At 60.0% G+C, this 22925-nt stretch carries 26 protein-coding genes; 19 read left to right on the forward strand and 7 right to left on the reverse strand.

Annotated elements, in window-relative coordinates; translation table 11 throughout:
• Positions 1-11: 11 nt before the first annotated feature.
• Entirely contained in the window at positions 12-1100 is a 1089-nt protein-coding gene (locus tag ACR0J2_RS14790; protein WP_480813039.1) for a CaiB/BaiF CoA transferase family protein, read from the reverse strand.
• Positions 1101-1260: 160 nt separating this feature from the next.
• Here ACR0J2_RS14790 and ACR0J2_RS14795 point away from each other — a divergent pair, with 160 nt between their 5' ends.
• From ACR0J2_RS14795 to uvrC, 7 genes are all read left to right on the forward strand, one after another.
• Positions 1261-1779, forward strand: a complete 519-nt coding sequence (locus ACR0J2_RS14795; protein WP_170807350.1) for an SRPBCC family protein — start codon at positions 1261-1263, stop codon at positions 1777-1779.
• Between the two features lie 69 nt (positions 1780-1848).
• Positions 1849-2778 (forward strand): ABC transporter ATP-binding protein, encoded by a 930-nt coding sequence (locus ACR0J2_RS14800; protein ID WP_480813040.1) that lies wholly within the window; start codon positions 1849-1851, stop codon positions 2776-2778.
• Positions 2775-3536, forward strand: coding sequence for an ABC transporter permease (locus tag ACR0J2_RS14805; RefSeq protein ID WP_170614311.1), 762 nt, complete (start codon positions 2775-2777; stop codon positions 3534-3536). Before ACR0J2_RS14800 ends, ACR0J2_RS14805 begins: the two co-directional genes overlap by 4 nt.
• Before the next feature lie 104 nt (positions 3537-3640).
• The gene (locus ACR0J2_RS14810; protein WP_170619270.1) at positions 3641-4438 is read left to right on the forward strand and encodes a S49 family peptidase; all 798 of its coding nucleotides are present in this window, start codon (positions 3641-3643) and stop codon (positions 4436-4438) included.
• Positions 4439-4606: 168 nt separating this feature from the next.
• Positions 4607-5569: a calcium/sodium antiporter gene (locus ACR0J2_RS14815; protein ID WP_480813041.1), complete on the forward strand. Its 963-nt coding sequence runs from the start codon at positions 4607-4609 to the stop codon at positions 5567-5569.
• Between the two features lie 21 nt (positions 5570-5590).
• Entirely contained in the window at positions 5591-6370 is a 780-nt protein-coding gene (locus ACR0J2_RS14820) for an SDR family oxidoreductase (RefSeq protein ID WP_480813042.1), read from the forward strand.
• Positions 6371-6660: 290 nt separating this feature from the next.
• A complete protein-coding gene (uvrC, locus tag ACR0J2_RS14825) occupies positions 6661-8535 on the forward strand; it encodes an excinuclease ABC subunit UvrC (protein WP_480813043.1) in 1875 nt (624 codons plus the stop codon).
• On the opposite strand, the gene ACR0J2_RS14830 is transcribed toward uvrC, so the two are convergent.
• Together ACR0J2_RS14830 and ACR0J2_RS14835 are read right to left on the reverse strand one after the other, a co-directional pair.
• A complete protein-coding gene (locus ACR0J2_RS14830; protein ID WP_480813044.1) occupies positions 8532-9416 on the reverse strand; it encodes a DMT family transporter in 885 nt (294 codons plus the stop codon). The two genes, uvrC and ACR0J2_RS14830, sit on opposite strands and share 4 nt — an antisense overlap.
• On the reverse strand, positions 9413-9604 hold the full coding sequence (locus tag ACR0J2_RS14835; RefSeq protein WP_170679554.1) for a hypothetical protein: 192 nt from the start codon (positions 9602-9604) through the stop codon (positions 9413-9415). The genes ACR0J2_RS14830 and ACR0J2_RS14835 overlap by 4 nt, the downstream gene beginning before the upstream one ends.
• Between ACR0J2_RS14835 and pgsA the strand changes: the two genes are divergently transcribed.
• The 3 genes from pgsA to ACR0J2_RS14850 are packed head-to-tail and all read left to right on the forward strand — an operon-like array spanning position 9603 to position 10968.
• A complete protein-coding gene (gene pgsA, locus ACR0J2_RS14840; RefSeq protein ID WP_170614317.1) occupies positions 9603-10271 on the forward strand; it encodes a CDP-diacylglycerol--glycerol-3-phosphate 3-phosphatidyltransferase in 669 nt (222 codons plus the stop codon). The two genes, ACR0J2_RS14835 and pgsA, sit on opposite strands and share 2 nt — an antisense overlap.
• 3 nt (positions 10272-10274) lie before the next feature.
• Positions 10275-10520: a molybdopterin converting factor subunit 1 gene (gene moaD / locus ACR0J2_RS14845; RefSeq protein WP_058281820.1), complete on the forward strand. Its 246-nt coding sequence runs from the start codon at positions 10275-10277 to the stop codon at positions 10518-10520.
• Positions 10521-10524: 4 nt separating this feature from the next.
• Entirely contained in the window at positions 10525-10968 is a 444-nt protein-coding gene (locus ACR0J2_RS14850; protein ID WP_170807356.1) for a molybdopterin synthase catalytic subunit, read from the forward strand.
• Between the two features lie 49 nt (positions 10969-11017).
• Here the strand turns inward: ACR0J2_RS14850 and ACR0J2_RS14855 are convergent, their stop codons facing one another.
• From ACR0J2_RS14855 to ubiA, 4 genes are all read right to left on the reverse strand, one after another.
• Positions 11018-11548 (reverse strand): hypothetical protein, encoded by a 531-nt coding sequence (locus ACR0J2_RS14855; RefSeq protein WP_170807357.1) that lies wholly within the window; start codon positions 11546-11548, stop codon positions 11018-11020.
• 178 nt (positions 11549-11726) lie between these two features.
• On the reverse strand, positions 11727-12047 hold the full coding sequence (locus ACR0J2_RS14860; RefSeq protein WP_170614320.1) for a hypothetical protein: 321 nt from the start codon (positions 12045-12047) through the stop codon (positions 11727-11729).
• A gap of 1 nt (position 12048) precedes the next feature.
• Positions 12049-13962 carry an OmpA family protein gene (locus ACR0J2_RS14865; protein WP_480813045.1) on the reverse strand — a complete coding sequence of 638 codons (1914 nt, stop codon included), beginning with the start codon at positions 13960-13962 and terminating at the stop codon, positions 12049-12051.
• 65 nt (positions 13963-14027) lie between these two features.
• The gene (ubiA, locus tag ACR0J2_RS14870; RefSeq protein ID WP_480813046.1) at positions 14028-14990 is read right to left on the reverse strand and encodes a 4-hydroxybenzoate octaprenyltransferase; all 963 of its coding nucleotides are present in this window, start codon (positions 14988-14990) and stop codon (positions 14028-14030) included.
• Positions 14991-15002: 12 nt separating this feature from the next.
• Here ubiA and ACR0J2_RS14875 point away from each other — a divergent pair, with 12 nt between their 5' ends.
• From ACR0J2_RS14875 to ACR0J2_RS14915, 9 genes are all read left to right on the forward strand, one after another.
• The gene (locus ACR0J2_RS14875; protein WP_480813047.1) at positions 15003-15728 is read left to right on the forward strand and encodes a 16S rRNA (uracil(1498)-N(3))-methyltransferase; all 726 of its coding nucleotides are present in this window, start codon (positions 15003-15005) and stop codon (positions 15726-15728) included.
• Positions 15725-16576 (forward strand): GNAT family N-acetyltransferase, encoded by an 852-nt coding sequence (locus ACR0J2_RS14880; RefSeq protein ID WP_480813048.1) that lies wholly within the window; start codon positions 15725-15727, stop codon positions 16574-16576. Before ACR0J2_RS14875 ends, ACR0J2_RS14880 begins: the two co-directional genes overlap by 4 nt.
• Complete coding sequence (locus tag ACR0J2_RS14885) at positions 16573-17100, forward strand: hypothetical protein (protein WP_480813049.1); 528 nt, start codon at positions 16573-16575, stop codon at positions 17098-17100. The genes ACR0J2_RS14880 and ACR0J2_RS14885 overlap by 4 nt, the downstream gene beginning before the upstream one ends.
• Before the next feature lie 64 nt (positions 17101-17164).
• Entirely contained in the window at positions 17165-18535 is a 1371-nt protein-coding gene (locus ACR0J2_RS14890; RefSeq protein WP_480813050.1) for a glutamate--cysteine ligase, read from the forward strand.
• A gap of 104 nt (positions 18536-18639) precedes the next feature.
• Entirely contained in the window at positions 18640-19707 is a 1068-nt protein-coding gene (locus tag ACR0J2_RS14895) for a Hint domain-containing protein (RefSeq protein WP_480813051.1), read from the forward strand.
• 81 nt (positions 19708-19788) lie between these two features.
• Positions 19789-20862: a phenylalanine--tRNA ligase subunit alpha gene (pheS, locus tag ACR0J2_RS14900; RefSeq protein WP_480813052.1), complete on the forward strand. Its 1074-nt coding sequence runs from the start codon at positions 19789-19791 to the stop codon at positions 20860-20862.
• A gap of 8 nt (positions 20863-20870) precedes the next feature.
• Positions 20871-21182, forward strand: a complete 312-nt coding sequence (locus ACR0J2_RS14905) for a hypothetical protein (protein WP_480813053.1) — start codon at positions 20871-20873, stop codon at positions 21180-21182.
• A 361-nt stretch (positions 21183-21543) separates the two neighbouring features.
• Entirely contained in the window at positions 21544-22014 is a 471-nt protein-coding gene (locus tag ACR0J2_RS14910) for a hypothetical protein (RefSeq protein ID WP_480813054.1), read from the forward strand.
• A 60-nt stretch (positions 22015-22074) separates the two neighbouring features.
• Positions 22075-22881 carry a CE1 family esterase gene (locus tag ACR0J2_RS14915; RefSeq protein WP_480813055.1) on the forward strand — a complete coding sequence of 269 codons (807 nt, stop codon included), beginning with the start codon at positions 22075-22077 and terminating at the stop codon, positions 22879-22881.
• The last annotated feature ends 44 nt before the right edge of the window (positions 22882-22925 follow it).

Consider the following 22925-nt stretch of genomic DNA (forward strand, 5'->3'; position numbering starts at 1 on the left):
GAAGGGGCGGATCAGCGCAGGTTGTCGAGTTCGGCCAGGATTTCCCCAGTGTGCTCACCGCGAGCAGGGCTGACGCCGGGTTGCCAATTGACGTCTGAAAACCGCGGCGCGCCGGCAGCCTGCAAGGTTCCGTCAACCTCCCGCCAGGTTTGGCGGGCGAGGTTCATCTCGTGGTTCTGCGCCTCTTGCGGGCTGAGGACCGGGGCGACGCAGGCGTCGGTGCCATTGAACAGGTCTGCCCATTGATCGCGGGGCTTGTCGGCAAATATGGCGCTCAGCCGCCGCGTCTGGTCGGGCCAGAGCTGCGGTTTGAATTGTTCCTTGAAAGCCGGATCCCCGGACAGATTGAGAACGCTCAGGAAAATAGCGTAGAATTTCGGTTCGAGGCATTGAACCGAGACAAAGCCACCATCGGCGCAGCGATAAGTGCGGCTCCAGTGCGGACCGTCCAGCAGGCTTTGACCGCGGGTGTCTGACAGGTTGCCGGTCTGGCGCAGACTCATCAGCAGGTTCATCATATGGGCGGATCCGTCGTAGATCGCCGCATCGACAACGGTGCCCCGTCCGGTTCGTTGCGCATTGATCAGTCCGGCCAGAACACCGGCGACCAGATACATCGCCCCTCCGCCAATATCGCCGACCAGCGTTGCCGGTGTTTGCGGCGGGTGATCCGGAGCAGAGGCGTACCAGAGTGCGCCCGACAGGGCGATATAGTTCAGATCGTGGCCAGCGTCGCCCGACAGCGGGCTGTCCTGTCCCCATCCGGTCATGCGGCCGTAAACCAGCCTGGGGTTCCGGGCCTGGCAGATCTGCGGACCGAGGCCCAGTTTTTCCATGACACCTGGGCGAAATCCTTCGATCAGCGCATCGGCCGAGGCGATCAGGCGTTTGGCCGTTTCAAGGTCATCGTGATTTTTGAGGTCCAGATCGATAGAGCGTTTTCCACGATCCAGCAGCGAACGTTCCGGCATTCCGGGTGTCACAGCCCCGCCCTTGCGGTGAATGGTAATGACGTCCGCCCCAAGATCCGCCAGCAGCATGGCCGCGAATGGGCCAGGTCCCAGCGCTTCGATTTCGATGACGCGTATTCCGTGCAGCATGACTGTCCTCCGTTGTCGCGCAAAATTTCGGGATGGCCGCAAAAATGCAAGGTCGGAGTTGCCGGGCGGGTGCGTTTCGAATCCGGCGTGCTTGCCTGCCACCACTGTTCAGCGCTAGGTCTGTGAGAACCGTCAGAGAAACGACAAAGGGTCCGCGACCATGCAGATGAGTGATACCCGTGAAATCAAGGCATCGCCTGCCGAGTTGTATGCCGCGTTGCTTGACCCGGAGGTTTTGAAAGCCTGTGTCAGCGGCGCGCAAGAGGTTTCGGGCAATCCGCAGGACGGCTACGAGGCCACGGTTGTGCAGAAGGTTGGCCCGGTAAAGGCGACGTTCAAAGGCGTCGTCACAATGTCGGACATGGTCGAGGCCGAGCGGCTGACAATTGCCGGTGAGGGAAAGGGCGGCGCGGCGGGGTTCGCCAAAGGCCGCGCCACGGTGACATTTCAGCCAAACGCCGAGGGCGGCACAGTTCTGAGCTATGACGTCGATGCCAGTGTCGGTGGCAAACTTGCGCAACTGGGCAGCCGTCTGATCGACGGGTTTGCCAAGAAAATGGCAGATCAATTCTTCGTAAACCTGCAAGCGCATTTCGAAGGCCCGGCAGAAGAAACAGCGGATGACGGGGATGGTGAAAGCGGCAAAGGATGGCTGGGGCGCTTGACGGGCCGGGACTGATCCGTTTGTAAATGGTCTGTTCGGTAACGGCGCGGCGCGGATGGGTCGCTGTCACCACAGGGAATATGCATGACCACCATTCTGTCCATCAGGGATCTGCGAAAATCGTATGCGGATGGCTTTGAGGCGCTGAAAGGCGTGTCTCTGGATATCGAGCAGGGCGAAATACTGGCGCTGCTGGGGCCGAACGGCGCCGGAAAGACGACCCTGATTTCAACGATTTGCGGGATCACCACGCCCAGTTCCGGGTCCGTCACGGTGGGTGGTCACGATATTCAGACAGAGTTTCGCGCCGCCCGCCGGATGATCGGTCTGGTGCCGCAGGAGATTGCGCTGGAACCGTTTGAGAAGGTCTGGAACACGGTGCGGTTTTCGCGAGGTCTGTTCGGGCTGGGCCGTGACAACGCTCGGCTTGAGGAGATTCTGCGCAAGCTCTCGCTGTGGGAAAAGCGCAGAAATGCCATCCGGGAACTGTCGGGCGGCATGAAGCGGCGGGTGCTGATTGCCAAGGCGCTGGCTCATGAGCCGCGCGTGCTGTTTCTGGATGAACCCACCGCCGGTGTTGATGTCGAATTGCGCAAGGACATGTGGGAGATCGTGGCCGAGTTGAAGCGGGCCGGTGTCACCATCATCCTGACCACCCACTACATCGAAGAGGCCGAGGCCATCGCGGACCGTGTAGGCGTCATCGACAAGGGTGAGTTGTTGCTGGTGCAGGACAAGGACACCCTGATGGCGCAGATGGGGAAAAAGCAGATCGAGGTCATGCTGACCGAGCCGATCCCGACCATCCCGGACAGTCTGGCCGCGCACAATCTGGTTCTGAACGGAAGCGGGGACACCTTGGTCTACACCTACGACACGCATGCCGACAGGACGGGTATCACCACGTTGGTGAACGATGTGGCACAGGCCGGTCTGGTGTTGCGTGACGTTCAGACCCGGCAGTCGAGCCTTGAGGAAATTTTCGTCAATCTGGTGTCGGGAGAACCCGCATGAACTGGTCTGCCATCGCCGCCATCTATCGGTTCGAGATGCAGCGCTTTTTCCGCACTCTGGCGCAAAGCTTTCTGTCGCCGGTGTTGTCGACTTCGTTGTATTTCGTGGTCTTCGGCACGGCCATCGGCAGCCGCATTCAGGAGGTTGAAGGCGTGTCGTATGGCGCCTTCATCGTACCGGGGCTGATTATGCTGTCGGTGGTGATGCTTTCGATCTCGAACGCATCTTTCGGCATCTATTTCCCGAAATTCCTGGGCACGATCTACGAACTCCTGTCGGCCCCGGTCAATTTCATCGAAATCGTGATCGGTTACGTTGGCGCGGCAGCGACAAAAGCGTTGTTTGTGGGCGTGGTGATTTTGATTACCGCTACCTTCTTTGTGGATCTCAGGATTGAACACCCGTTGGCGATGATGGCCTTTCTGGTGCTGACTTGCCTCAGTTTTTCATTGCTGGGCTTCATCATTGGTATCTGGGCCAGCAATTTCGAGCAGATGTCGCTGGTTCCGCAACTTGTGGTCACGCCATTGATCTTTTTGGGCGGCACGTTCTATTCGATCTCGATGCTGCCGCCGGTGTGGCAGACAATCACCCTGTTCAATCCGGTCGTCTATCTGATTTCGGGGTTCCGGTGGTCCTTCTACGGGCTTGCGGATGTGCCCATCGTGTTTAGCCTGCTGGCCATTCTGGCCTTTACCGGGATCTGTCTGGGCATCATCGGCTGGATCTTCAAAACCGGCTGGCGCATTCGCAGCTAGGGCGTTGCATTTTTGCCCATCGGATGTGTTTATTTGGTTCACGTCGCGTTTATGGCCGCGTCCGTCTCTTGTTTACCGTCAGGCAGCACTCTACATCGGCATCCATGAAACTCAGCCTTCCGTTTGTCAAAAAGCAGCCGCTTGTGGCCGTTGTGCGTTTGTCCGGCGCGATCGGGATGGCCGGTCGCGGGTCGCTGAACGACACCACGCTGGCCCCGATTCTGGAAAAGGCATTTCGCAAGGGCAAGCCTGCTGCCGTCGCGCTTGAGATCAACTCGCCCGGCGGTTCCCCGGTGCAAAGTTCCTTGATCGGCGCACGTATCCGGCGGCTGGCGGAGGAGCTTAAAATCCCTGTTTTCGCCTTTGTCGAGGATGTCGCGGCCTCGGGCGGCTACTGGCTGGCGGCGTCTGCGGATGAGATCTTTGCCGATGACAGTTCCGTGCTGGGTTCGATTGGCGTGATTTCTTCGGGCTTTGGTGCGCATGTGTTCCTGAAACGCCAGGGGCTCGAACGGCGCGTACATACGGCGGGTCAGTCGAAATCCATGCTGGATCCTTTCGCGCCGGAAAAGAAAGAGGATGTGGCACGACTGCAGGGGTTGCTGGGTGATATCCATGAAAACTTTATCACCCATGTCGTCACACGGCGCGGTGACAAGCTGGATGACGCGGCGGACCTGTTCAGTGGCGAGATCTGGCTGGCCAAACGCGCGCAGGAGCTGGGGTTGATCGATGGTATTGCCCATCTCAAACCTAAGATCCAGGAGCGGTTTGGCGATAAGGTGAAATTCCGCCGCTACGGCGTCCGCAAACCGATCTGGTCCCGCTTTGGGGCCGCCGTGGCGCAGGATGCCATTGCCGGGCTGGAGGAGCGGGCGGCTTACGCGCGCTTCGGTTTGTAACGTGATCATCAAGGCCGTCACTCTTTTTCTGATCGCCATGGGTGTATTGGCGATGTTCGGAAAGCTGCGCTTTCCGGGGCAGAAGCGGCTGAAGTCCTCAAGATGTCCCCGCTGCGGGCGGTTCAGGATCGGTAAAGGCCCCTGCGCCTGCGAAAAAGGAGGGCGGTCATGACGGCATGGCTGCTATCCGGCCTCGGATTGCTGATCCTTTTGCTGGCCGGTGACGCGCTGGTTCGGGGGGCGGTGAACCTGAGTCTGCGTCTGGGCGTGCCCGCCTTGATTGTCAGTCTGACGATTGTTGCCTTTGGCACATCGGCGCCGGAACTTCTGATTTCCATCAGCGCCATATTGGAAAACGCGCCCGGTATCGCACTGGGGAACGTGGTTGGGTCGAACACGGCGAATATCCTGTTGGTGCTGGGCCTTCCCGCGCTGCTTGCCACGCTTCACACCAGTGAATGCGACAGCCGCAAGAACTATGTTTTCATGTTGCTGGCCTCGGTTCTGTTCATTGGGCTGGCCTTCTGCGGCACGTTCACCGTGATCAGTGGCCTCATATTGCTAGGTGCGTTGGCCCTGATGCTGTGGCACGCGTTCCGGGAAGCCCGTGCCCATCGCAAGGCCTGTGGCGAAGCCTGCGCCGACGATGAGGAGCTGGAAGGATTGGAAGAAGCCGATCCCGAAATGCCCTATTGGAAAGTGTCGATCTTTTTGGTTCTGGGTCTGGTCGGCCTGCCGATGGGTGCGCATTTGCTGGTCGAAAACGCAACAGTAATTGCGCGGCATTACGGTGTCAGTGAAACCGTGATCGGACTGACGCTGGTGGCCGTCGGAACATCTTTGCCCGAGCTGGCGACAACGGTCATGGCGGCGCTGCGTCGGCAGGCAGATGTGGCGCTGGGGAACGTCATCGGTTCGAACATGTTCAATCTGCTGGCGATTGTGGGGATTGCGACTCTGGTCGGACCGATTCCGGTTGATCCCGAGTTCCTGCATTTTGATCTGTGGGTCATGCTGGGCGCATCGCTTCTGCTGATCCCTTTTGTTTTCCTCAAGCAAGACATCACACGGACCTGGGGTTTTGTCCTGTCCATCCTTTACGTGATTTATGTCATCATCCTGCTGGCGTGATCTGACGAAGAAAGGTGATCCATGACCCGAGCTCTAGTTACCGGTTCAGGCATTCGTCTTGGCCGGGCCATGGCGCTTTATCTTGCGCGGCGGGGATATGACGTCGCGGTTCACTACGCCAGTTCGCGGACCCCGGCAGAGGAGACCGTGGCCGAGGTTCAGGCGATGGGGCGCAAATCCGTTGCACTACAGGCCGACCTGCTGGACGAAGCCCAGGTCCAGGCGTTGCTGCCTCGCGCGGTCGAGGCGCTGGGCGGGTCGATCACCTGTTTGGTCAACAATGCTTCGGTCTTTGAGTACGACAATATCCGGACGGCCACTCGGCAAAGCTGGGACCGCCATCTCGACAGCAATCTGCGCGCGCCGTTTGTGCTGACGCAGGCAATGGCCGCGCAGGGGCTGGAGCCTGAAAAGGACGACGCGGGCGAGCCTGTTGCCATCGGTTTGATCGTCAACATGGTCGACATGCGGGTGCGCAAGCTGACGCCGGAATTCATGTCCTACACCATTGCCAAGATGGGACTTTGGGCGCTGACACGCACCGCGGCGCAGGCGCTGACGCCCGCGATCCGAGTCAATGCGATCGGGCCGGGTCCGACCATGCAGGGCCACCGGCAAAGCGAAGGGCACTTCAAAGCGCAACGCGCCAATACCGTTCTGGAGCGCGGCGCGAATCCCTCCGATATCACCGCTGCACTGGGGTATTTTCTGGATGCCCATGCCGTAACCGGGCAGTTGCTTTGCGTCGACGGCGGCCAGCACCTTGGCTGGCGGACGCCTGACGTGCTGGGACTGGAATAGGCAATTTTGCTGTAAGTTTTGCACCGCTCTCATTTGTGTTACCGGCACGTTACAAAAATGTCTTTTTTTTCATACACTTGTCACGCGTGAGAAAAAATCTCTATAAATAACAGGTGGTTATATGATCGCCTAATTATTAGGCAAACAGGGAAATAGGCAATGAAACAAGGGAAAAACGAGGCGATACAAAAGTTATCTGCACAGTTATCCACAGAAACCGTGGACTTGTTTACTCTTGATCTGAGGCCGACAAGATTGCAGCCATGGTCAGAGAATCATATCTCAGGCCAATGACCACCCAGGACGACCCTTCATCAGACACGCAGCCCACCGGCTATGCCTGCATTCAGCGTTACGTGAAAACGTTGGACAGCTCACCCGGTGTTTATCGCATGCTGGATGGCGACAGCCGCGTTCTTTATGTGGGAAAGGCGCGGAACCTCAGGGCGCGGGTGTCGAACTATGCGCGTCCGGGGCATTCGGGGCGGATCGAGCGGATGATTGCTGCGACGTCGTCGATGATGTTCCTGACCACCCGAACCGAGACCGAAGCGCTGCTGCTGGAACAGAACCTGATCAAGCAGCTCAAGCCGAAGTACAACGTGCTGCTGCGCGACGACAAAAGCTTTCCGAATATCCTCGTGGCCAAAGATCATTCTTTTCCGCAGATCAAGAAACATCGCGGGGCGAAAAAGGAAAAGGGGGCCTACTTCGGCCCATTTGCCAGCGCGGGTGCGGTGAACCGGACCCTGAACCAGTTGCAAAAGGCGTTCCTGCTGCGCAACTGCTCGGATTCCATGTTCGACAGCCGCACACGACCTTGTCTGCTCTATCAGATCAAGCGCTGTTCCGGGCCGTGCGTCGGCCTGATATCCGAGGCTGACTATGGCGCAAGCGTCAAGGACGCAGAACGGTTCCTGTCCGGGCGGTCCACTCGGGTGCAGGAGGAATTGGCCGAACAGATGATGGTCGCCTCCGAGGCGATGGAGTTCGAACGCGCCGCCGGTCTGCGTGATCGCATCCGGGCGCTGACGCAGGTGCAGACCTCGCAGGGCATCAATCCGCGCGGGGTGGCCGAGGCAGATGTCATCGGTCTTTACATGGACAGCGGGCAGGCCTGCGTTCAGGTGTTTTTCATCCGCGCCAACCAGAATTGGGGCAACAAGGATTTCTATCCGCGTGTGGGGCCAGACGTCTCGGCGGCCGAGGTCATGGAAGCTTTTCTGGGTCAGTTTTACGACAACAAGGAACCGCCCCGGCAATTGATCCTGTCAGACGGGATTGAAAACGCCGATCTGATGCAGGAGGCATTGTCTGAGAAGGCTGGCCGAAAGGTTGAGATTCTTCTGCCCCAGCGCGGTGAAAAGCAGGAGCTCGTGGCTGGCGCCTTGCGCAATGCACGTGAATCTCTGGCCCGGCGCATGTCGGAAAGCGCTACGCAGGCCAAGCTGTTGCGCGGGGTGGCCGAGGCGTTTGATCTGGACAGTCAGCCGAACCGGATCGAGGTTTACGACAACAGCCACATTCAGGGCACCAACGCGGTGGGCGGCATGATTGTTGCGGGCCCGGAAGGGTTCATGAAAAACGCCTATCGTAAGTTCAACATCCGGGGCGATGATCTGACCCCCGGTGATGATTTCGGCATGATGAAAGAGGTTCTGACCCGTCGGTTCACCCGCCTGCAAAAGGAGGACCCAGACCGGGACAAGGGGCTTTGGCCCGATTTGCTGTTGATCGATGGCGGCGCCGGGCAGGTGAGTGCCGTGCATGAAATCATGGTCGAACATGGTGTCGAAGACATCCCGATGGTCGGTGTCGCCAAAGGCGTTGATCGCGATCACGGCAAAGAAGAATTTCATCGGATCGGTCAGCGCCCCTTTGCGTTGAAACGCAACGATCCGGTGCTGTATTTCATTCAGCGACTAAGGGACGAGGCACATCGGTTTGCCATCGGTACACATCGCGCGAAACGGGCCAAGGCGGTGGGCGCGACACCTCTGGATGAAATTCCGGGGGTGGGTGCTGCGCGCAAAAGGGCGTTGCTGGCGCATTTCGGCAGTGCCAAGGCCGTCAGCCGAGCCAATCTGGCAGACTTGAAGGCGGTCGAGGGGATCTCAGCCGGGCTGGCCCAGAAAGTTTACGATTACTTCCACGACAAGGGCTAGACCTTCCGCCCACGCCACAGGATGTACAGCCCCGAGGCAACGATCAGCGCGCTGCCGGTCCACATGGTCCGGTCCAATTGCTCGCCAAATATGACGACCCCCAGTCCGATACCGAACAACAACCGGGAATAGCGGAAGGGCGTGACCGCCGAGACCTCGCCCGTGCGCATCGCCTTCATCAGCGACGCATAGGCGATTGTGCCCATCAGTGTGGCACCAACCAGGCGCAGGCTCGTGTGCAGGGTCACAGCGGCCATCGGCACATTTTCCCAGAACCGATAGGCCAAACCGGCCACGACGATGCAAAGAAAGCCATAGAACCCCAGCACTTCGGTTCCCAGCGACGCGGGTGCGGCACGGCTGGCCAGATCGCGTCCGGCAAAGCCCAGCATTCCCAACACGGCGAGGATGGAGAGGGCCGAGAAACTGTCCCCGGTCGGCTGGATGATGATCACGACGCCGATCAGCCCGATCAGGATTGCGCTCCACCGCCGCCAGCCGACGGTTTCACCAAAGAACAGGGCCGCTCCGGCGACCACGACAAGGGGCGTGGCCTGCAGAATTACCGTGGCCGAAGACAGGGGTGTCAGCGCAATGGCCAGCACGTAGAACAAACGCCCAAGGATTTCGAAGACCACGCGCACTTTCATCGGGCGCGATAGCACGTCAGGCTGAAACAGCCGCGTGCCACGCAGCAAGGCGGCAATTCCAAACACAAGCGCACCGCCCGCGCCGAACAGAATCAGAACCTGCCAGATCGGCAACGCGGCCGAGGCGCTTTTCAGCAGCGCGTCCTCGAGCGCAAACAGCGCCATTGCCGAGATCATCCATAAACTGCCGATCAGGTTTGACCGGGGGTCCGTTTGAATATGCGGTGTCATGCTGCTGTCGTTCCCCAACCGGTCCGCGCGCCAATCTGACGGCAAAGCGCGTGCGCGCCAAGCTGTATCTGGTTGAGATGTCCGGCTTGCGACCCTTTGACCACCAGTGCCGCAACCGCCTGTGATCGGGTCAGTTTTTTGCATGGCCGTCTTTTCTGTCCCGAAGCGGCGATGTAGTGTCGATCCATGAAGTGGAACCTGCCCAATATCCTGACCGTCCTGCGCCTGTTGGCGGCACCCGGTCTGGCCGTGATGTTTCTGTATTTCACCCGCCCCTGGGCGGACTGGTTCGCTTTGATCCTGTTTCTGACGGCCGCCATCACCGACTGGTTCGACGGATATCTGGCGCGTGCGTGGAAACAGGAGACGAAAATCGGGGCCATGCTGGACCCGATTGCCGACAAGGCGATGGTTGTGATCGCCCTGATGATTCTGGTCGGCTATTCCGCCGAGCACTGGACGCCCTGGCTGGTGCTGCCCGCGACCGTCATCCTGTTTCGCGAGGTTTTCGTCTCGGGCTTGCGTGAATATCTGGGTGACGTGGCCGGGACGCTGAAAGTCACGAAGCTGGCCAAATGGAAAACCACTGCGCAGATGGTGGCGATTGCCATCCTGTTTTCGCAAGGGATATTCGAGCACCATTTTGTGATGGGGTCCTTTGGCATGGATGCCGAAACTCTCGATCGGGTCCTGATGGGCGAGATCGAGGACCTGAACGGCCTGCGCTGGCATCTTGAGGGGATGTTCTGGTCCGGGCGGATCGGGCTTTGGTTGTTGTGGATCGCGGCCACTCTGACATTGATCACGGGCTACGACTACCTACGTAAAGCCATGCCGCATCTGAAGGAGAGCTGAGCGATGGATGTGCTGTATTTCGCATGGGTGCGCGAACGCATCGGTCTGCCGAAAGAAAGGGTAGAGACCGAGGCCGCAACCGTATCCGACCTTGTGGCCGAGCTGAGCGCGCGAGAAGACCGCTATGCCGCCGCCTTTGCGGATCTGTCCGCATTACGGGTAGCGCTGGATCAGGAGCTTTCGGACTTTGACGCCTCGCTGGCCGGTGTGCGTGAAGTTGCGTTCTTTCCGCCCATGACCGGCGGCTGACGCGATGCGTATTGCCGTTCAGGAAGAAGCGTTTGACCTTGGCGCCGAAGCCAACGCTTTTGCGTCCGGGGATGCAGCCAACGGCGCCATCGTGACCTTTACCGGTATCGTGCGCGATCTGGCCACGGGTGACCTGGATGTGATGGAGATCGAGCATTACCCGGGCATGACCGAGCGCGCGCTGACCAGGATCGCCGAAGAGGCTCAGGAACGCTGGTCTTTGGGGGATGTTCTGGTAATCCACCGCCACGGGCGGCTGGCCCCGGGGGACCGGATCATGATGGTCGCCACGGCTGCGCGGCATCGCAAGGATGCATTCGAGGCGGCAGAATACTTGATGGACTATCTGAAATCCCGCGCGCCCTTCTGGAAGAAAGAGATCACCTCGGGCGGGGCGGAGTGGGTGGCCGCGAAAGATGAAGACGAAGACGCGTTGACCCGCTGGTAATACGCGAACCGGCACCCGTCGGGCGGATGCCGGCGCGTGTCAGGGCAGATCAGCCGGATTGTTCCGCGTTGCAGGTCCGTGCTGCCTCAATGGCTTTCTTTGTGCCATCCAGGTTGACGGTGAATGCGAATTCCTTTTCCGGGAACACGATCATTTCGTTTTTGTTGATGACGTCGTCAACGAACTGAGCGTTGTTCGCCAGGATGTACCCGCCGGTATATCCATCGGCCAAGTGCTTGGTTTTCTTGTGCGCTTCGGCCTCATAAACGTTGCCGTCCAGTGACAGGAAGATCTTTTCCTTCTTACCTTTCAGGCCGATGTCATTCTTCGTGAAAACCCCCAGATAGCCCATCTCATGGTCTTTGGTCAGGCCCATTTGAACGACGTTCTGGTTTTCGTCCATGCGCTCGATCAGGCAGGACCCGCGCGTATCATCTACAAATATGGTCCATCCGGATTCTTCCCCCCAATTTGAAAACGTATCGTTTTCCGAGGGGATGACATCGCCGGAAGCCAGGGCTGAGGTTGCGGAAAATGCGCAAAGCACTGTGGCGGTTTTCAAAGTGTCTTGGAAATTCATAGTACACTCCAATTTTCTGGATAGTGGACAGTGATGTGTGTAGGAAAAAAACACACCAATTCGTAGTATTGAATTTGTCGCCAATATTGAAGGCGAAAGAAACAGACCGGCCAAAACACGCCGATCTTGTTTACTGTTGTCCTGAGGCAAGCTCAGGTTGTGCAGTCGACGCCAAGGTTCAGTCGGCGTTGTTTATCCGCCCGCGCAGTTCTTCCGCTTCTTGCCGCGCCGCGCGCAGGCCGTCCATCGCGGCGGCTAGTTCGGCTTCGGTCTGGGTCAGCTGGTTGGACAGTTCGGCCTCGCGTTGTTGCAGGTAGGTAATCGCCTGATCGCGGGTTTCTTCGGCTTCATGCAACTCCTGGCTCATACGGTCCAGATCAGCGACGTCGCTTTGGCGGACGCGGGACAGACGATGGGCCAGCCAGTTGGCGAACCAGCCCATGCAGAATGCCGCAAACAGGATGACGGCAGTGGCGATGATGAATTCGGTTCTGTTCACTTTACTGATCCCCTGCATCCGCATCAGATGCGCTGTTTTCCGGTACTTCAGGCTCGGATGGCGTTGCCTCCAGCGCATCTAACCCGGTTTCCCTGTCCGCAACCGGTTCGGGCCGGATAAGGCGAAACTCGATGCGGCGGTTTTCTTCCCGGCCTTCTTCGCTGTCGTTGTCCGCGATGGGTTGCGTTTCACCATAGCCGACGGCCGAGTAGCTTGCCGTCGGGATCCGGCGCGCGCGCAGCTCACTCAGAACGGACTGGGCGCGGGACTGGCTCAGCTGCTGGTTCATCTCTTCGCGGCCCTGGCTGTCCGTGTGGCCCTGAATTTCAAGCCGGATGGGGCCACATTCCCGCAGGATCTCTGCGATCTGGTTCAGCGTATCCCGCGATTCGGTGGCAACGGTGGCCGAACCGGGTTCAAACGCGATCTTGCCTGTCGCCTGAATCTCGGCAATCCGGGATTCGCAAAGTTCCGGATCGGGCAGGGCATCTTCGGGTTCGGGCGGTTCCTGATAGGTGATCGACAGGGTGAAATCCTGCGCTTCGCCCAGTTTGTCAGACAGATGCCCGGCTATGCGGGCCTTTGCATCTTCCTCATGGCTGACACCGGACAGTTCCACCACCTCGGGCGTGACCGTCAGAACACCGTTGTGCAGTTCCGACAACGCCTCAAGCCCGGCCAGCACCCGCAGCGGCCAGTCGGCGGGCAGATCGGGAACAATGCGGGTTGCCACGTGCACCTGTTCCGAGCCGAAGGCCGCGCGGGCAAAACTGTCGACCATGTCCCGCAGGGTTTCATCCCCGACACGCCCGCGCAGTTGCACTAGGCCTTCCGGGCTGCGGGTTGCGGAGAACTCGGGCGGGCCGGCCTGGTCTTGGGTGTCGGGTTCGGGCAAAACGGCGTGCAGGGCAAAGACTTCCGGCAATGCGTTTTCCAATTCACCCACGACCCGGTCGAATGTGGCGGGGTCCGCGCCTTGCGCCGCAATCAGCGTGATGTCGGCATCGGACATGGTCACGGAACCCTGCCCGATATCGGCCAGCGCCCCGATGCTGAGCTCGGCTGCGCGGGCCCAGCGAGGTGAGGGAACGCCCAGCCCGATGGTGCAACTGTAAGGACCGGACAATCCTGCTGCTTGCGCGGCGGCCACGATTGTCTGACGGGCCTCGTCATCCTGCGCCGAACAGGCGTCGAAACGCCCCCCTTCTTCGGTGATCAGGTAGCGCAACGTAAAAGGTGTGATCACCGGGCGCGGTGCTGAAATCGACAGGCCGATCCGAAGGCTTGGCGGTGCAGCGCGCGTCAGGTCGCGCTCCAGCATCTCTTTTTCCTTCTGGCTGTCGGTGATGGCCGTGATCCGCACCAGCCCGGGGCTGGCCGAGATCTTGGCCCGGGGCAGCTTCGCCAGCGCGCTCAGCGCGTAAGTAAATGCGTCGTCCCAGCCCTTCGGCTTGGGATAGTCAGCCGTTTCCAGCAGATCTGACACGGGGGTGTTTGGAACCAGTTTTTCCAACTGTCTGATCATGGCGTCACGATCCACGCTGGCCGGGATCAGACCGATGACCGAGATGCCACTGTCGTTGCGCAGGATTTCGGTCGAAAACCGCGGTGCCGCCAACGTTGTGGTGGGCGCAACTTCCATCTCATCGATGACACGCGATGTATCGACTTCGGTTCCGGCAGCGGTCAGCGCGTTGAAACGCGTTGCCTCGTCCGAAGCGGTGCCGGTCAGAACCACGCGCAGCCCGTCCGAATGCACTTCGGCCCAGTCGTGCCCCTTGAGATCCAGCGCCCGGCGCACGGCAAATTCCGAAGCTTCTTCGACCTTTGTCACGGCATAACTGGCCGCCAGCAGCGACAAACCGCCCGACACGAGAAAGATCAGGACAACAGCGATGGAAAAAGGCAAACGCATGTGCGGTTTCGGGACTCCTCGGGCGATTGGTCGGGACTCTTACAGAGGCGTGGCCTGGGGTGCAATCAGAGCAGAAGCGCGACGCAGAGGAAGATCAGCGGAATCAAGCCGGTGTCGCGGTTGGCCCGGAACAGTTGCAACAGTTTGGCGTTGTCTTCGATATCCAGCCCGCGCAATTGCCAGGCCATGTGCCAGCCCATCGCCCATGGCCCGGTCAGGGCAACGACCAGTGCCATGATGGACGCCTGCTGGGCCGCACCATCGATGATGGCAAGTCCCATAAGCGCGACGGTTGCGACCAGAAAATACTTGAGCCATTTCACCGTATCCGTCCCGAACAGCCGCGCGGTGGATTTGATGCCGATCAGTTCGTCATCCTCGGCATCCTGATGGGCATAGATGGTATCGTAAAACAGCGTCCAGGCGATGCCCGACAGGTACAGGGTAACTGCGGGCCAGCCTACTGTGCCGCTATGGGCGGCCCAGGCCAGCAGCGCCCCCCAATTGAAGGCCAGGCCCAGAAAGACCTGAGGCCACCAAGTGAACCGCTTTGCGTAAGGGTAGATGGTCACGGGCAACAGGGACAGAACGCCCATGGCGATGGCCGCCTGATTGAAAGTCAGAAGAATCCCCAGCGCCAGCAGGCATTGCAGGCCCATCCAGACAACCGCCTGCCGAACGCTAACCTGTCCGGACGGGATCGGCCGGGACCGTGTGCGCTCCACCTGCCCGTCAAATTCGCGGTCGGTGATATCGTTCCAGGTACAGCCTGCACCACGCATAAGAAAGGCTCCGATGGCGCAGCCGATCGCGATCCACAGATCCTCCCAGCGTGGGTTTCCGTCGCTGAGAATTGCCAGCGCAAGGCCCCACCAGCAGGGAATCAGCAGCAGCCACGTGCCGATGGGCCGGTCCGCGCGGCTGAGGCGCAGGTAGGGCCGCGCAAACGCGGGCGCATGGGTGTCGACCCAGTTGCCGCTGACGGCATCGGCGACTTGACCATCTGGTGTTGGGACATTGCCTTGCATATGTAAGGTCTCATGAGTGCAAAAATCAGACTGTATGTAGAGCACCCTCTGGGTCGGGGGCAATCCGTTGAATTGACGCGCGAGCAGGCACATTACCTGTTCGGCGTCATGCGTCTGGCTGTCGGGGCACACGTTGCCTTGTTCAACGGCCGGGACGGAGAGTGGCTGGCCGAGGTGGCCGAGGCAGGCAAACGCGGCGGCACGCTGGCCTGTGTCGAACAGACCAGACCGTTGCAGATGCCGCCCGACCTTTGGTTTCTGTTCGCGCCGATTAAAAAGGCACGCACCGACTTCATCGTTGAAAAGGCGGCGGAAATGGGTGCCGCTCGGATCATGCCGGTGCAGACCGAATTCACCAATTCCGAACGCATCCGGCAGGACCGTTTGCAGGCCCATGCGGTTGAGGCCGCCGAACAGTGCGGCGGAACCTTCGTACCCGAAGTTTGTGAGCTGCAGCGCCTGGACCGTGTGCTGGATGCTTGGCCCGATGGGCGGCAACTGATGTTCTGCAACGAGGCGGAAGTAGGCTCTGCGCTGAGGCTGGCCGAACAGGAAAAGGGCGGGCCGTGGGCCATTCTGATCGGTCCCGAAGGCGGGTTTTCCGAGCGTGAGCGCAACCGCCTGACCGCATTGCCTTATGCGCATGTGGTCAGTCTGGGCCCGCGCATTCTGCGCGCGGATACCGCGACTGTGGCGGCCCTGACCATGTGGCAGCAGGCGCTGGGGGATTGGTCGTGACCTGGTGTTTGGCGCAAGCCGCCGACCTGCCCGCGATCGAGGAATTCCTGCGCCGTCACCTGCAATCTTCAATGTTTCCGCTGGCCAACTTGCGGGACTTCGGACTGAACGGATCGGAACCCCGGTCCCTAAAGGTCTGGATGCTGGGCGAGCCGCCGCGCGCCGTTCTGGCCATCACGAACGAAGGAATGCTGTTGCCGCAGTGCCGGGATTGCACCGATGCCGAGCTTGAAGCGGTACTAAAGATGTTGAAAAGCCGCCCGGTCATCGGTGTGATCGGTGAGGCCGCCCAAGCCCGGCGCATTTTGCAACTGGCTGGCTGGCAAAACAGACCCGCTATCCTCAGCCGGGATGAGCCTGCCTTTTCGCTGGAACTGGAACAGCTGATTATTCCAGACCTGCCGGGAGCGCGCCTTGTCCCCTTGTCGGCAATTGACCGGGCGCTGGCCGTTCACTGGCGGCACAGCTACCATCTGGAATCCTTGGGAAAGGACTCGGATCAGGCGCAACATCAGGCCGAGCGCGACATCGAAGGGTATCTGAGCCTGGACAGCCACCGGGCGTTATTGTTGAACAACCAACCTGTCTGCATGACCGGTTTCAACGCCGTTTTGCCAGACGTGGTTCAGATCGGCGGGGTTTATACGCCGCCTGAACTGCGCCGCCGCGGCCATGCCCGAACCGCCGTCGCGCTGCATCTGGCCGAGACGCGCGCAAAGGGTGTGTCACGTGCCGTACTTTTTGCCGCTTCAGATTTTGCGGCGCGGGCCTATATCGCAGTGGGATTTGTTCGGGCAGGTCAGTTCTCGGTGAACCTGTTCAAGACGGAAAAGGAGGCCGCCGCATGAGTTTCATCCGCCCGGAAGCGAAACTGGCCCTGTGGCGCTGGCGCGAAGTGCTGGTGGCCGTCGCCGTTTTTCTGGTGGGCCTCAGTTGGATTAACGGGCCCGGCGGGCTGCTGGGCTGGATGGGCTGGATTCTGGTCGCCGTGGCGGCGGCGCTGGCGGTGATCGGGGTGCAGCGGGTGCGATTCCGCATGGGCGCGGGTGGTCCCGGTGTCGTGACAATAGATGAGGGGCAGATCACCTATCTCGGGCCTCTGGATGGCGGCATTGTCGCAGCGCGCGAAATCGAGAGGCTGGCGCTGGACCCGACCTCGGACCCGGCGCATTGGGTGCTGGACCAGCCGGGACAGCCCGCACTTCACATTCCTGTGAACGCCGAAGGCGCCGAGGCGCTATTTGATGTGTTCTCGGCCCTGCCGGGGCTGAAAACCGAACAGATGTTGTCGGAACTCAACGGCGGATCGCCGCATCCGGTGGTAATCTGGGAACGCACGCCCTCGCGCCCGTCGCATGTGCGCCTGCATTGACACTGGCCGCGTTTGCGACCACGACTGACCCAGCAACAGACACTTTAGGAGCGGAGCGCGGTTCATGTCCATTCCCCAGTCCGGCGGCGGGCCGATCGAACGCCACGAGCAACTGGCCGAATATCTGGAATCGGGCTGCAAGCCCAAGGCCGATTGGCGTCTCGGTACCGAGCATGAGAAGTTCGGGTATTGCAAGGACACGCTGAAACCGCTGCCGTTTGAAGGCACCCGGTCCATCGTTGCGGTGCTTGAAGGCTTGCGCGACCGTCACGGCTGGAGCGAGGTACGTGAAGCCGGGCATCTGATCGGTCTGGAAAAGGACGGCGCGAATGTCAGCCTTGAACCGGGCGGCGCGCTGGAATTGTCGGGTGCCCCACTGGAGACCATCCACGAAACCTGTGACGAGGTGAACACTCACCTGCGCGAGGTGAAGGATATCGCCGACGAGATTGGTGTCGGTTTCATTGGTTTGGGGGCGGCTCCGATCTGGACCCATGACCAGATGCCGCTGATGCCCAAGGGCCGTTATCGGCTGATGAACGACTATATGGAAGAAGTTGGCACCATGGGCCGCGCCATGATGCGGCGCACATGCACGGTACAGGTCAATATCGACTTCGGCTCCGAGGCCGATATGGTTCAGAAACTGCGCGTGGCACTGGCGTTGCAGCCGGTGGCAACGGCGCTGTTTGCAAACTCTCCGTTCTTCGAAGGCAAGGTCAACGGACAGAAAAGCTGGCGCAGCCACATCTGGCGGCATCTGGACGATGCCCGCACCGGGATGTTGCCCTTCGTATTCGAGGACGGATTCGGGTTCGAGCGTTACGTTCAGTATGCGCTCGATGTGCCGATGTATTTCGTCTACCGCAATGGCGAATACATCAACGCGCTGGGCATGTCCTTCCGTGATTTCCTGCAGGGCAAACTTCCGGCGCTGCCGGGGGAAACCCCGACCCTGTCCGACTGGGCCGACCACCTGACCACCGCCTTCCCCGAAGCGCGGATTAAGAAGTTCATGGAAATGCGCGGTGCCGATGGCGGCCCGTGGCGCCGCCTGTGCGCGCTGCCTGCCTTCTGGGTCGGGCTGACCTACGATCAGGGCGCGCTGGATGCGGCGTGGGATCTGGTCAAAGGCTGGGACGCGGAAACCCGCGAGGCGCTGCGGGTTGAGGCCGCCAAAGACGGGCTGCAGGCGCGGGTTGGCAACATCAGCATGCATGATCTGGCACGCGAAGTGGTGGCCATTTCCGAGGCCGGCCTGAAATCCCGTGCGCGCCCCGGCGCCGGAGGTCTGGTCCCCGATGAGACCCATTTCCTGAATGCGCTGAAGGACAGTATCGAGACCGGTAAGATTCCGGCAGACGAGTTGCTGGATCACTTCTATGGAGACTGGAACGGCGATCTGACCCGTATTTACCCTGAATACAGCTACTGAGACCATCGGGCGCGTTAAGGCATGATTTGCCAAAACAGGCCTAATGTCTTGTACTTCTTGCGGGCCGTCAGATACTAGCACGCATTCCGTCGCGCGAGTGATCCATGGCCCGTATCAGTGAACTTCATTATTCCAACGCCTACGCCGCCAGTTCGGGCGTAAACGAATTTCTTGAAGTCGCACTGCGCCCAGATGAGATTCCGGCAGATTTCACGGTCTCGTTCTACCAGGCAAACGGGCAGGTCGGGATCGAAATTCCGCTGGATCATCCCTCAGTTCAGATGTCGGTCGATGCCGACAACAACGAGCTTGTTTTTGTCATATCGGCGGATGACTTCCCGATCCTTCTGACGGATCCCAACGGTGGCGGGCCGACCAACTACGAAGCTTATGCACTGACCAATACGAACACTGGTCAGGTCATCGATTTTTACGATATCGGTGGCGGCACAACGAACATCGTCGCGCAAAACGGGCTTGCGGCGGGGCAGACTTCGGTCAACCTGCCGGTTCTGGTCGGACCGAACCAGACCACGACAACGTTGCAATTCAATCAGCCCGATCCGGATACCCTGACCTACGGGTCAGTGGCCCCCGGCGACAGTGGTGCGGCCTGTTTCACGGCGGGCACAATGGTGGAGACGCCCGACGGACGTTGCGCTGTCGAAAATCTGCGGCTGGGTGATCTGGTGCACACAATCGACGACGGGCCACTGCCGGTTCGCTGGGTTGGCGGGCGCACGGTCTCAGGTCGTGGCCGCTTTGCGCCGATCCGGATCCATGCGGGTACACTTGGCGCCGAGGTCGAAATTCTGGTGTCTCCCCAGCATCGTATCCTGATCACCGGTTGGCAGGCCGAATTGCTGTTTGGCGAAGACGAGGTTCTGGTTCCCGCGATATCTCTGGTCAACGGCACGACCGTGACACAAGACCCTTGCGACATTGTCAGGTACATCCATCTGCTGTTTAACCGCCATCAGCTTGTCACCACCTCTGGCCTGATCTCCGAGAGCTTTTTTCCAGGGCAGGAGGGGCTTGCGGGTTTGGGATCGGACACTCGGGACGAGTTGCTGACGTTGTTTCCGCAGTTGCGCAATCACCCCGAGGCATATGGTCTTGCTGCGCGCCCGGTGCGGCAGGACAGAACCACCGCGCTGTTACGTTCCGCCTGAATGTGCGCGCCCTCTTGCTTTCGCGGGCTGCTGTGATAGCAGGTCCGCAACAGCATTCAGGGGCCAAAGTCAGGAAGCGTCATGGACGATCTTAAGGCAAAATATCTGGGTCAGATCGCAGACGCGGGCGACGAGAACGCACTCGAAGCGATCCGCGTGGCCGCCGTGGGCAAAAAGGGCGAAGTCGCGCTGAAGATGCGCGAGCTGGGCAAAATGACACCCGAGGAACGCCAGGTTGCAGGCCCGGCGCTGAACGCCCTGAAGGATGAGATCAACTCGGCGCTATCCGCCAAAAAAGCCGCTCTGGCCGACGCCACGCTGGATGAGCGTCTGCGCACCGAATGGCTGGACGTCACGCTGCCGACCCGCGCCCGCCGTCAGGGCTCGATTCATCCGGTCAGCCAGGCGACCGAGGAACTGACCGCGATTTTTGCCGAACTGGGTTTCTCGGTGGCCGAAGGGCCGCGGATCGAGACCGACTGGCATAACTTTGACGCGCTGAACATCCCCGGCCACCACCCCGCGCGGGCCGAGATGGATACGTTCTACATGCACCGCGCCGCAGGCGACAACCGCCCGCCGCATGTGCTGCGTACTCATACCTCGCCGGTGCAAATCCGTTCGATGGAGTTGCAGGGCGCGCCGATCCGCGTGATCTGCCCGGGCGGTGTGTACCGCGCCGACTATGACCAGACCCACACGCCGATGTTCCATCAGGTCGAGGGGCTCGCCATCGACAAGGACATCTCGATGGCGAACCTGAAATGGGTTCTGGAAGAGTTCGTGAAAGCCTTCTTCGAGGTCGACGACGTCGAACTGCGCTTCCGCGCCTCGCACTTCCCCTTCACCGAGCCATCGGCCGAGGTCGATATCCGCTGTTCCTGGGATAACGGCCAGCTGAAAATCGGCGAGGGCGACGACTGGATGGAGATTCTGGGCTCGGGCATGGTTCACCCCAAGGTGATCGCCGCCGGTGGGATTGATCCTGAGGTCTATCAGGGCTTTGCCTTTGGCATCGGCATCGACCGTCTGGCGATGCTGAAATACGGTATCCCGGATCTGCGGGCGTTCTTTGACAGCGACCTGCGCTGGCTGCGCCATTACGGTTTCGCAGCGCTGGATATGCCGAACTTGCATGGTGGTTTGTCTCGCTAGGGAACATTTTGGACGACTGGCTGGCCGCATATCGCAATTGGTGGAAGCGTCAGGTTTCTAAACATCCGATGCTTTGGCTTGTGAGCCTATTTCTCGCTATGTTTGCGCCGCCCGCTCTTGCACTGTGGGTTTGGAAAAGTGTCTCGGCTGCGGTCTTGATCATCTTTTTCGGGTCGGCGCTTCTGTTTTTGCCTGGCGTTCTAATCGCTGGTTTTGAGTTCTTGCGGGTCGGGGCATTCCAGATGAGAGGCAGGCTGCAAAACGAGAAGACCCGAGATTTGATAAAGAAACAGAAATCGGGGTTCTGGAGCTGGTGGTGACTAGTTCGCTTTTCTGATTAGCGCGGAGCAAAGGCCGATACTGCCGCGCAGTCAGTCGTTCATTGCGGCGCCATTGCTTCAAACCTTCTGGACGACCCCGCCCGCACGGGCTGGCGATTTGTCTCCATTAGCACCCCGTGTGAACGGCACGCGGATTTTGCCAGCATAAATTTCTCATCACTCACCGAGGACCGCCATCCCACGGTCTGGCATTGGCGTGGCTCGTCGGCAGATTGCAGCGTCGTCGTTACCGGTTTGCCACAATCAACATCGAACAAATGTCCTGGAAATATCCATCATATACAGCGTGATAGCGGGAAAATAGGCTCGGGGATATTTCAACGGCCAGACAAGGTTTCTCATGAAGGTATTACGCGACCGACCCCCGAAGCAGTTATTTCTGACCCTTCTTGCCGGAGTTGCCGCGATATTGGCGCTGTGGGGTGGTTTGATCAGTGTCGGGCTGCTGGACCCGATCTCGAACGGTACCCCTCAGGCCAGACCCGAACAGCGGCAGGCCGTTCTGGGCCGCTGGTGCGCCACCGATGAAAACGTGATCGATAGAAATTCTACGCTCACATTTGCCGGACAGGGGCTGGATCTTACACTGACCGCAGACCTCAGGGTGTTTACCGAAGTTGTGGATGCGCCGGTGAAGTTGTTCAGCGAAAGCGACAGCATCCTGTTCACCATCGATCAGCGGCCGGGATCTGTCTATGTGGCCGATCTTACCGGGGATGCGCTGGCTTTGGAGATTTACCGCAAGCAGCCGGCCAGCGATTTTGGAACCGGTGAATTCCTGCACCGGCAGTTTTATCGGCGATGTGCCTAACGCGCGCTCAATAACAGCTATTTGACGTGACACGGCAATCGCGGCAGCTAGGCTCGGTCCATGATGTACCGATTGATTTGCCTGCTTCTGCTCTCTGTCACTCCGGCCCTTGCGATGGGGCCTTGGAAAACCGACTGCCACGGTGATGCCGCCTGCCCGTTGGGCGACCGCTCGTATCATGTGCTTGAACCGGATGGATGGGATGGCGAAACGCCTCTGCCGGTGCTGCTGCATTTCCACGGCTGGGCGCGGCAGGGGGCCGTGGTGGTCAACCATCAGCGCATCGCAGGGGCCACGAAGCTGCGGGGCGTGTTGTTGGTCGCGCCGAACGGCCTGGGCAAAAGCTGGGATTTCTGGACGCCGGACACTGGCGACGTGGGTTTTGCCGACCGGGTGCTAAAGGATGTGGCCAAACACTATCCCATTGATCCTGAACGCATCTATGTCTCGGGCTATTCCTATGGCGGCGCGATGGCGTGGCGCTTTGTCTGCCAGTCCGGCAATGACGTGACCGCTTTGTTGGCCGTGGCGGGCAGTATCCCGCAGACCGAGGATTGCCCAGAATCCCCGCGCCAGGCGCGCCATGTTCACGGGACCGATGACACAGTAATGAGCTTCCCCTTTGGTCCGGGCGGCGATACGACCTATCCGGTGGCGCTGTGGCGGGAAAAACTCGGCTGTGCAACCGCAACCCCGCGCGGCGACTGGAGTGTCGAGCCTTTCCTGACGCTCAGCCGGGTGGAATGGACCGATTGCGCGCGGGGAAAGGTGGTGCTGGACACCCATCCCGGCGGACATTTCATCCCTCATGGCTGGATCGGCTGGCAACTGGATGAGCTTTTGGGCCGCACCCCAGCCTATCCGTGACGCGCGGCGCTTGCACCCCGGCGCAATCTTTGCCATTGCCTTTG

This window comes from Ruegeria sp. CG4 (genome assembly GCF_056537185.1).

Coding starts and splice junctions, on each gene's coding strand:
- ACR0J2_RS14820 (WP_480813042.1), top strand. CDS start 5,591: ATGACCCGAGCTCTAGTTACCGGTTCAGGCATTCGTCTTGGCCGGGCC.
- ACR0J2_RS14850 (WP_170807356.1), top strand. CDS start 10,525: ATGCGTATTGCCGTTCAGGAAGAAGCGTTTGACCTTGGCGCCGAAGCC.
- ACR0J2_RS14875 (WP_480813047.1), top strand. CDS start 15,003: ATGAGTGCAAAAATCAGACTGTATGTAGAGCACCCTCTGGGTCGGGGG.
- ACR0J2_RS14895 (WP_480813051.1), top strand. CDS start 18,640: ATGGCCCGTATCAGTGAACTTCATTATTCCAACGCCTACGCCGCCAGT.
- uvrC (WP_480813043.1), top strand. CDS start 6,661: ATGACCACCCAGGACGACCCTTCATCAGACACGCAGCCCACCGGCTAT.
- ACR0J2_RS14890 (WP_480813050.1), top strand. CDS start 17,165: ATGTCCATTCCCCAGTCCGGCGGCGGGCCGATCGAACGCCACGAGCAA.
- ACR0J2_RS14885 (WP_480813049.1), top strand. CDS start 16,573: ATGAGTTTCATCCGCCCGGAAGCGAAACTGGCCCTGTGGCGCTGGCGC.
- ACR0J2_RS14795 (WP_170807350.1), top strand. CDS start 1,261: ATGCAGATGAGTGATACCCGTGAAATCAAGGCATCGCCTGCCGAGTTG.
- ACR0J2_RS14915 (WP_480813055.1), top strand. CDS start 22,075: ATGATGTACCGATTGATTTGCCTGCTTCTGCTCTCTGTCACTCCGGCC.
- ACR0J2_RS14865 (WP_480813045.1), bottom strand. CDS start 13,962: ATGCGTTTGCCTTTTTCCATCGCTGTTGTCCTGATCTTTCTCGTGTCG.
- ACR0J2_RS14790 (WP_480813039.1), bottom strand. CDS start 1,100: ATGCTGCACGGAATACGCGTCATCGAAATCGAAGCGCTGGGACCTGGC.
- ACR0J2_RS14835 (WP_170679554.1), bottom strand. CDS start 9,604: ATGGATCGACACTACATCGCCGCTTCGGGACAGAAAAGACGGCCATGC.
- ACR0J2_RS14810 (WP_170619270.1), top strand. CDS start 3,641: ATGAAACTCAGCCTTCCGTTTGTCAAAAAGCAGCCGCTTGTGGCCGTT.
- ACR0J2_RS14830 (WP_480813044.1), bottom strand. CDS start 9,416: ATGACACCGCATATTCAAACGGACCCCCGGTCAAACCTGATCGGCAGT.
- pheS (WP_480813052.1), top strand. CDS start 19,789: ATGGACGATCTTAAGGCAAAATATCTGGGTCAGATCGCAGACGCGGGC.
- ACR0J2_RS14815 (WP_480813041.1), top strand. CDS start 4,607: ATGACGGCATGGCTGCTATCCGGCCTCGGATTGCTGATCCTTTTGCTG.
- pgsA (WP_170614317.1), top strand. CDS start 9,603: ATGAAGTGGAACCTGCCCAATATCCTGACCGTCCTGCGCCTGTTGGCG.
- ubiA (WP_480813046.1), bottom strand. CDS start 14,990: ATGCAAGGCAATGTCCCAACACCAGATGGTCAAGTCGCCGATGCCGTC.
- ACR0J2_RS14800 (WP_480813040.1), top strand. CDS start 1,849: ATGACCACCATTCTGTCCATCAGGGATCTGCGAAAATCGTATGCGGAT.
- ACR0J2_RS14805 (WP_170614311.1), top strand. CDS start 2,775: ATGAACTGGTCTGCCATCGCCGCCATCTATCGGTTCGAGATGCAGCGC.
- ACR0J2_RS14855 (WP_170807357.1), bottom strand. CDS start 11,548: ATGAATTTCCAAGACACTTTGAAAACCGCCACAGTGCTTTGCGCATTT.
- moaD (WP_058281820.1), top strand. CDS start 10,275: ATGGATGTGCTGTATTTCGCATGGGTGCGCGAACGCATCGGTCTGCCG.
- ACR0J2_RS14910 (WP_480813054.1), top strand. CDS start 21,544: ATGAAGGTATTACGCGACCGACCCCCGAAGCAGTTATTTCTGACCCTT.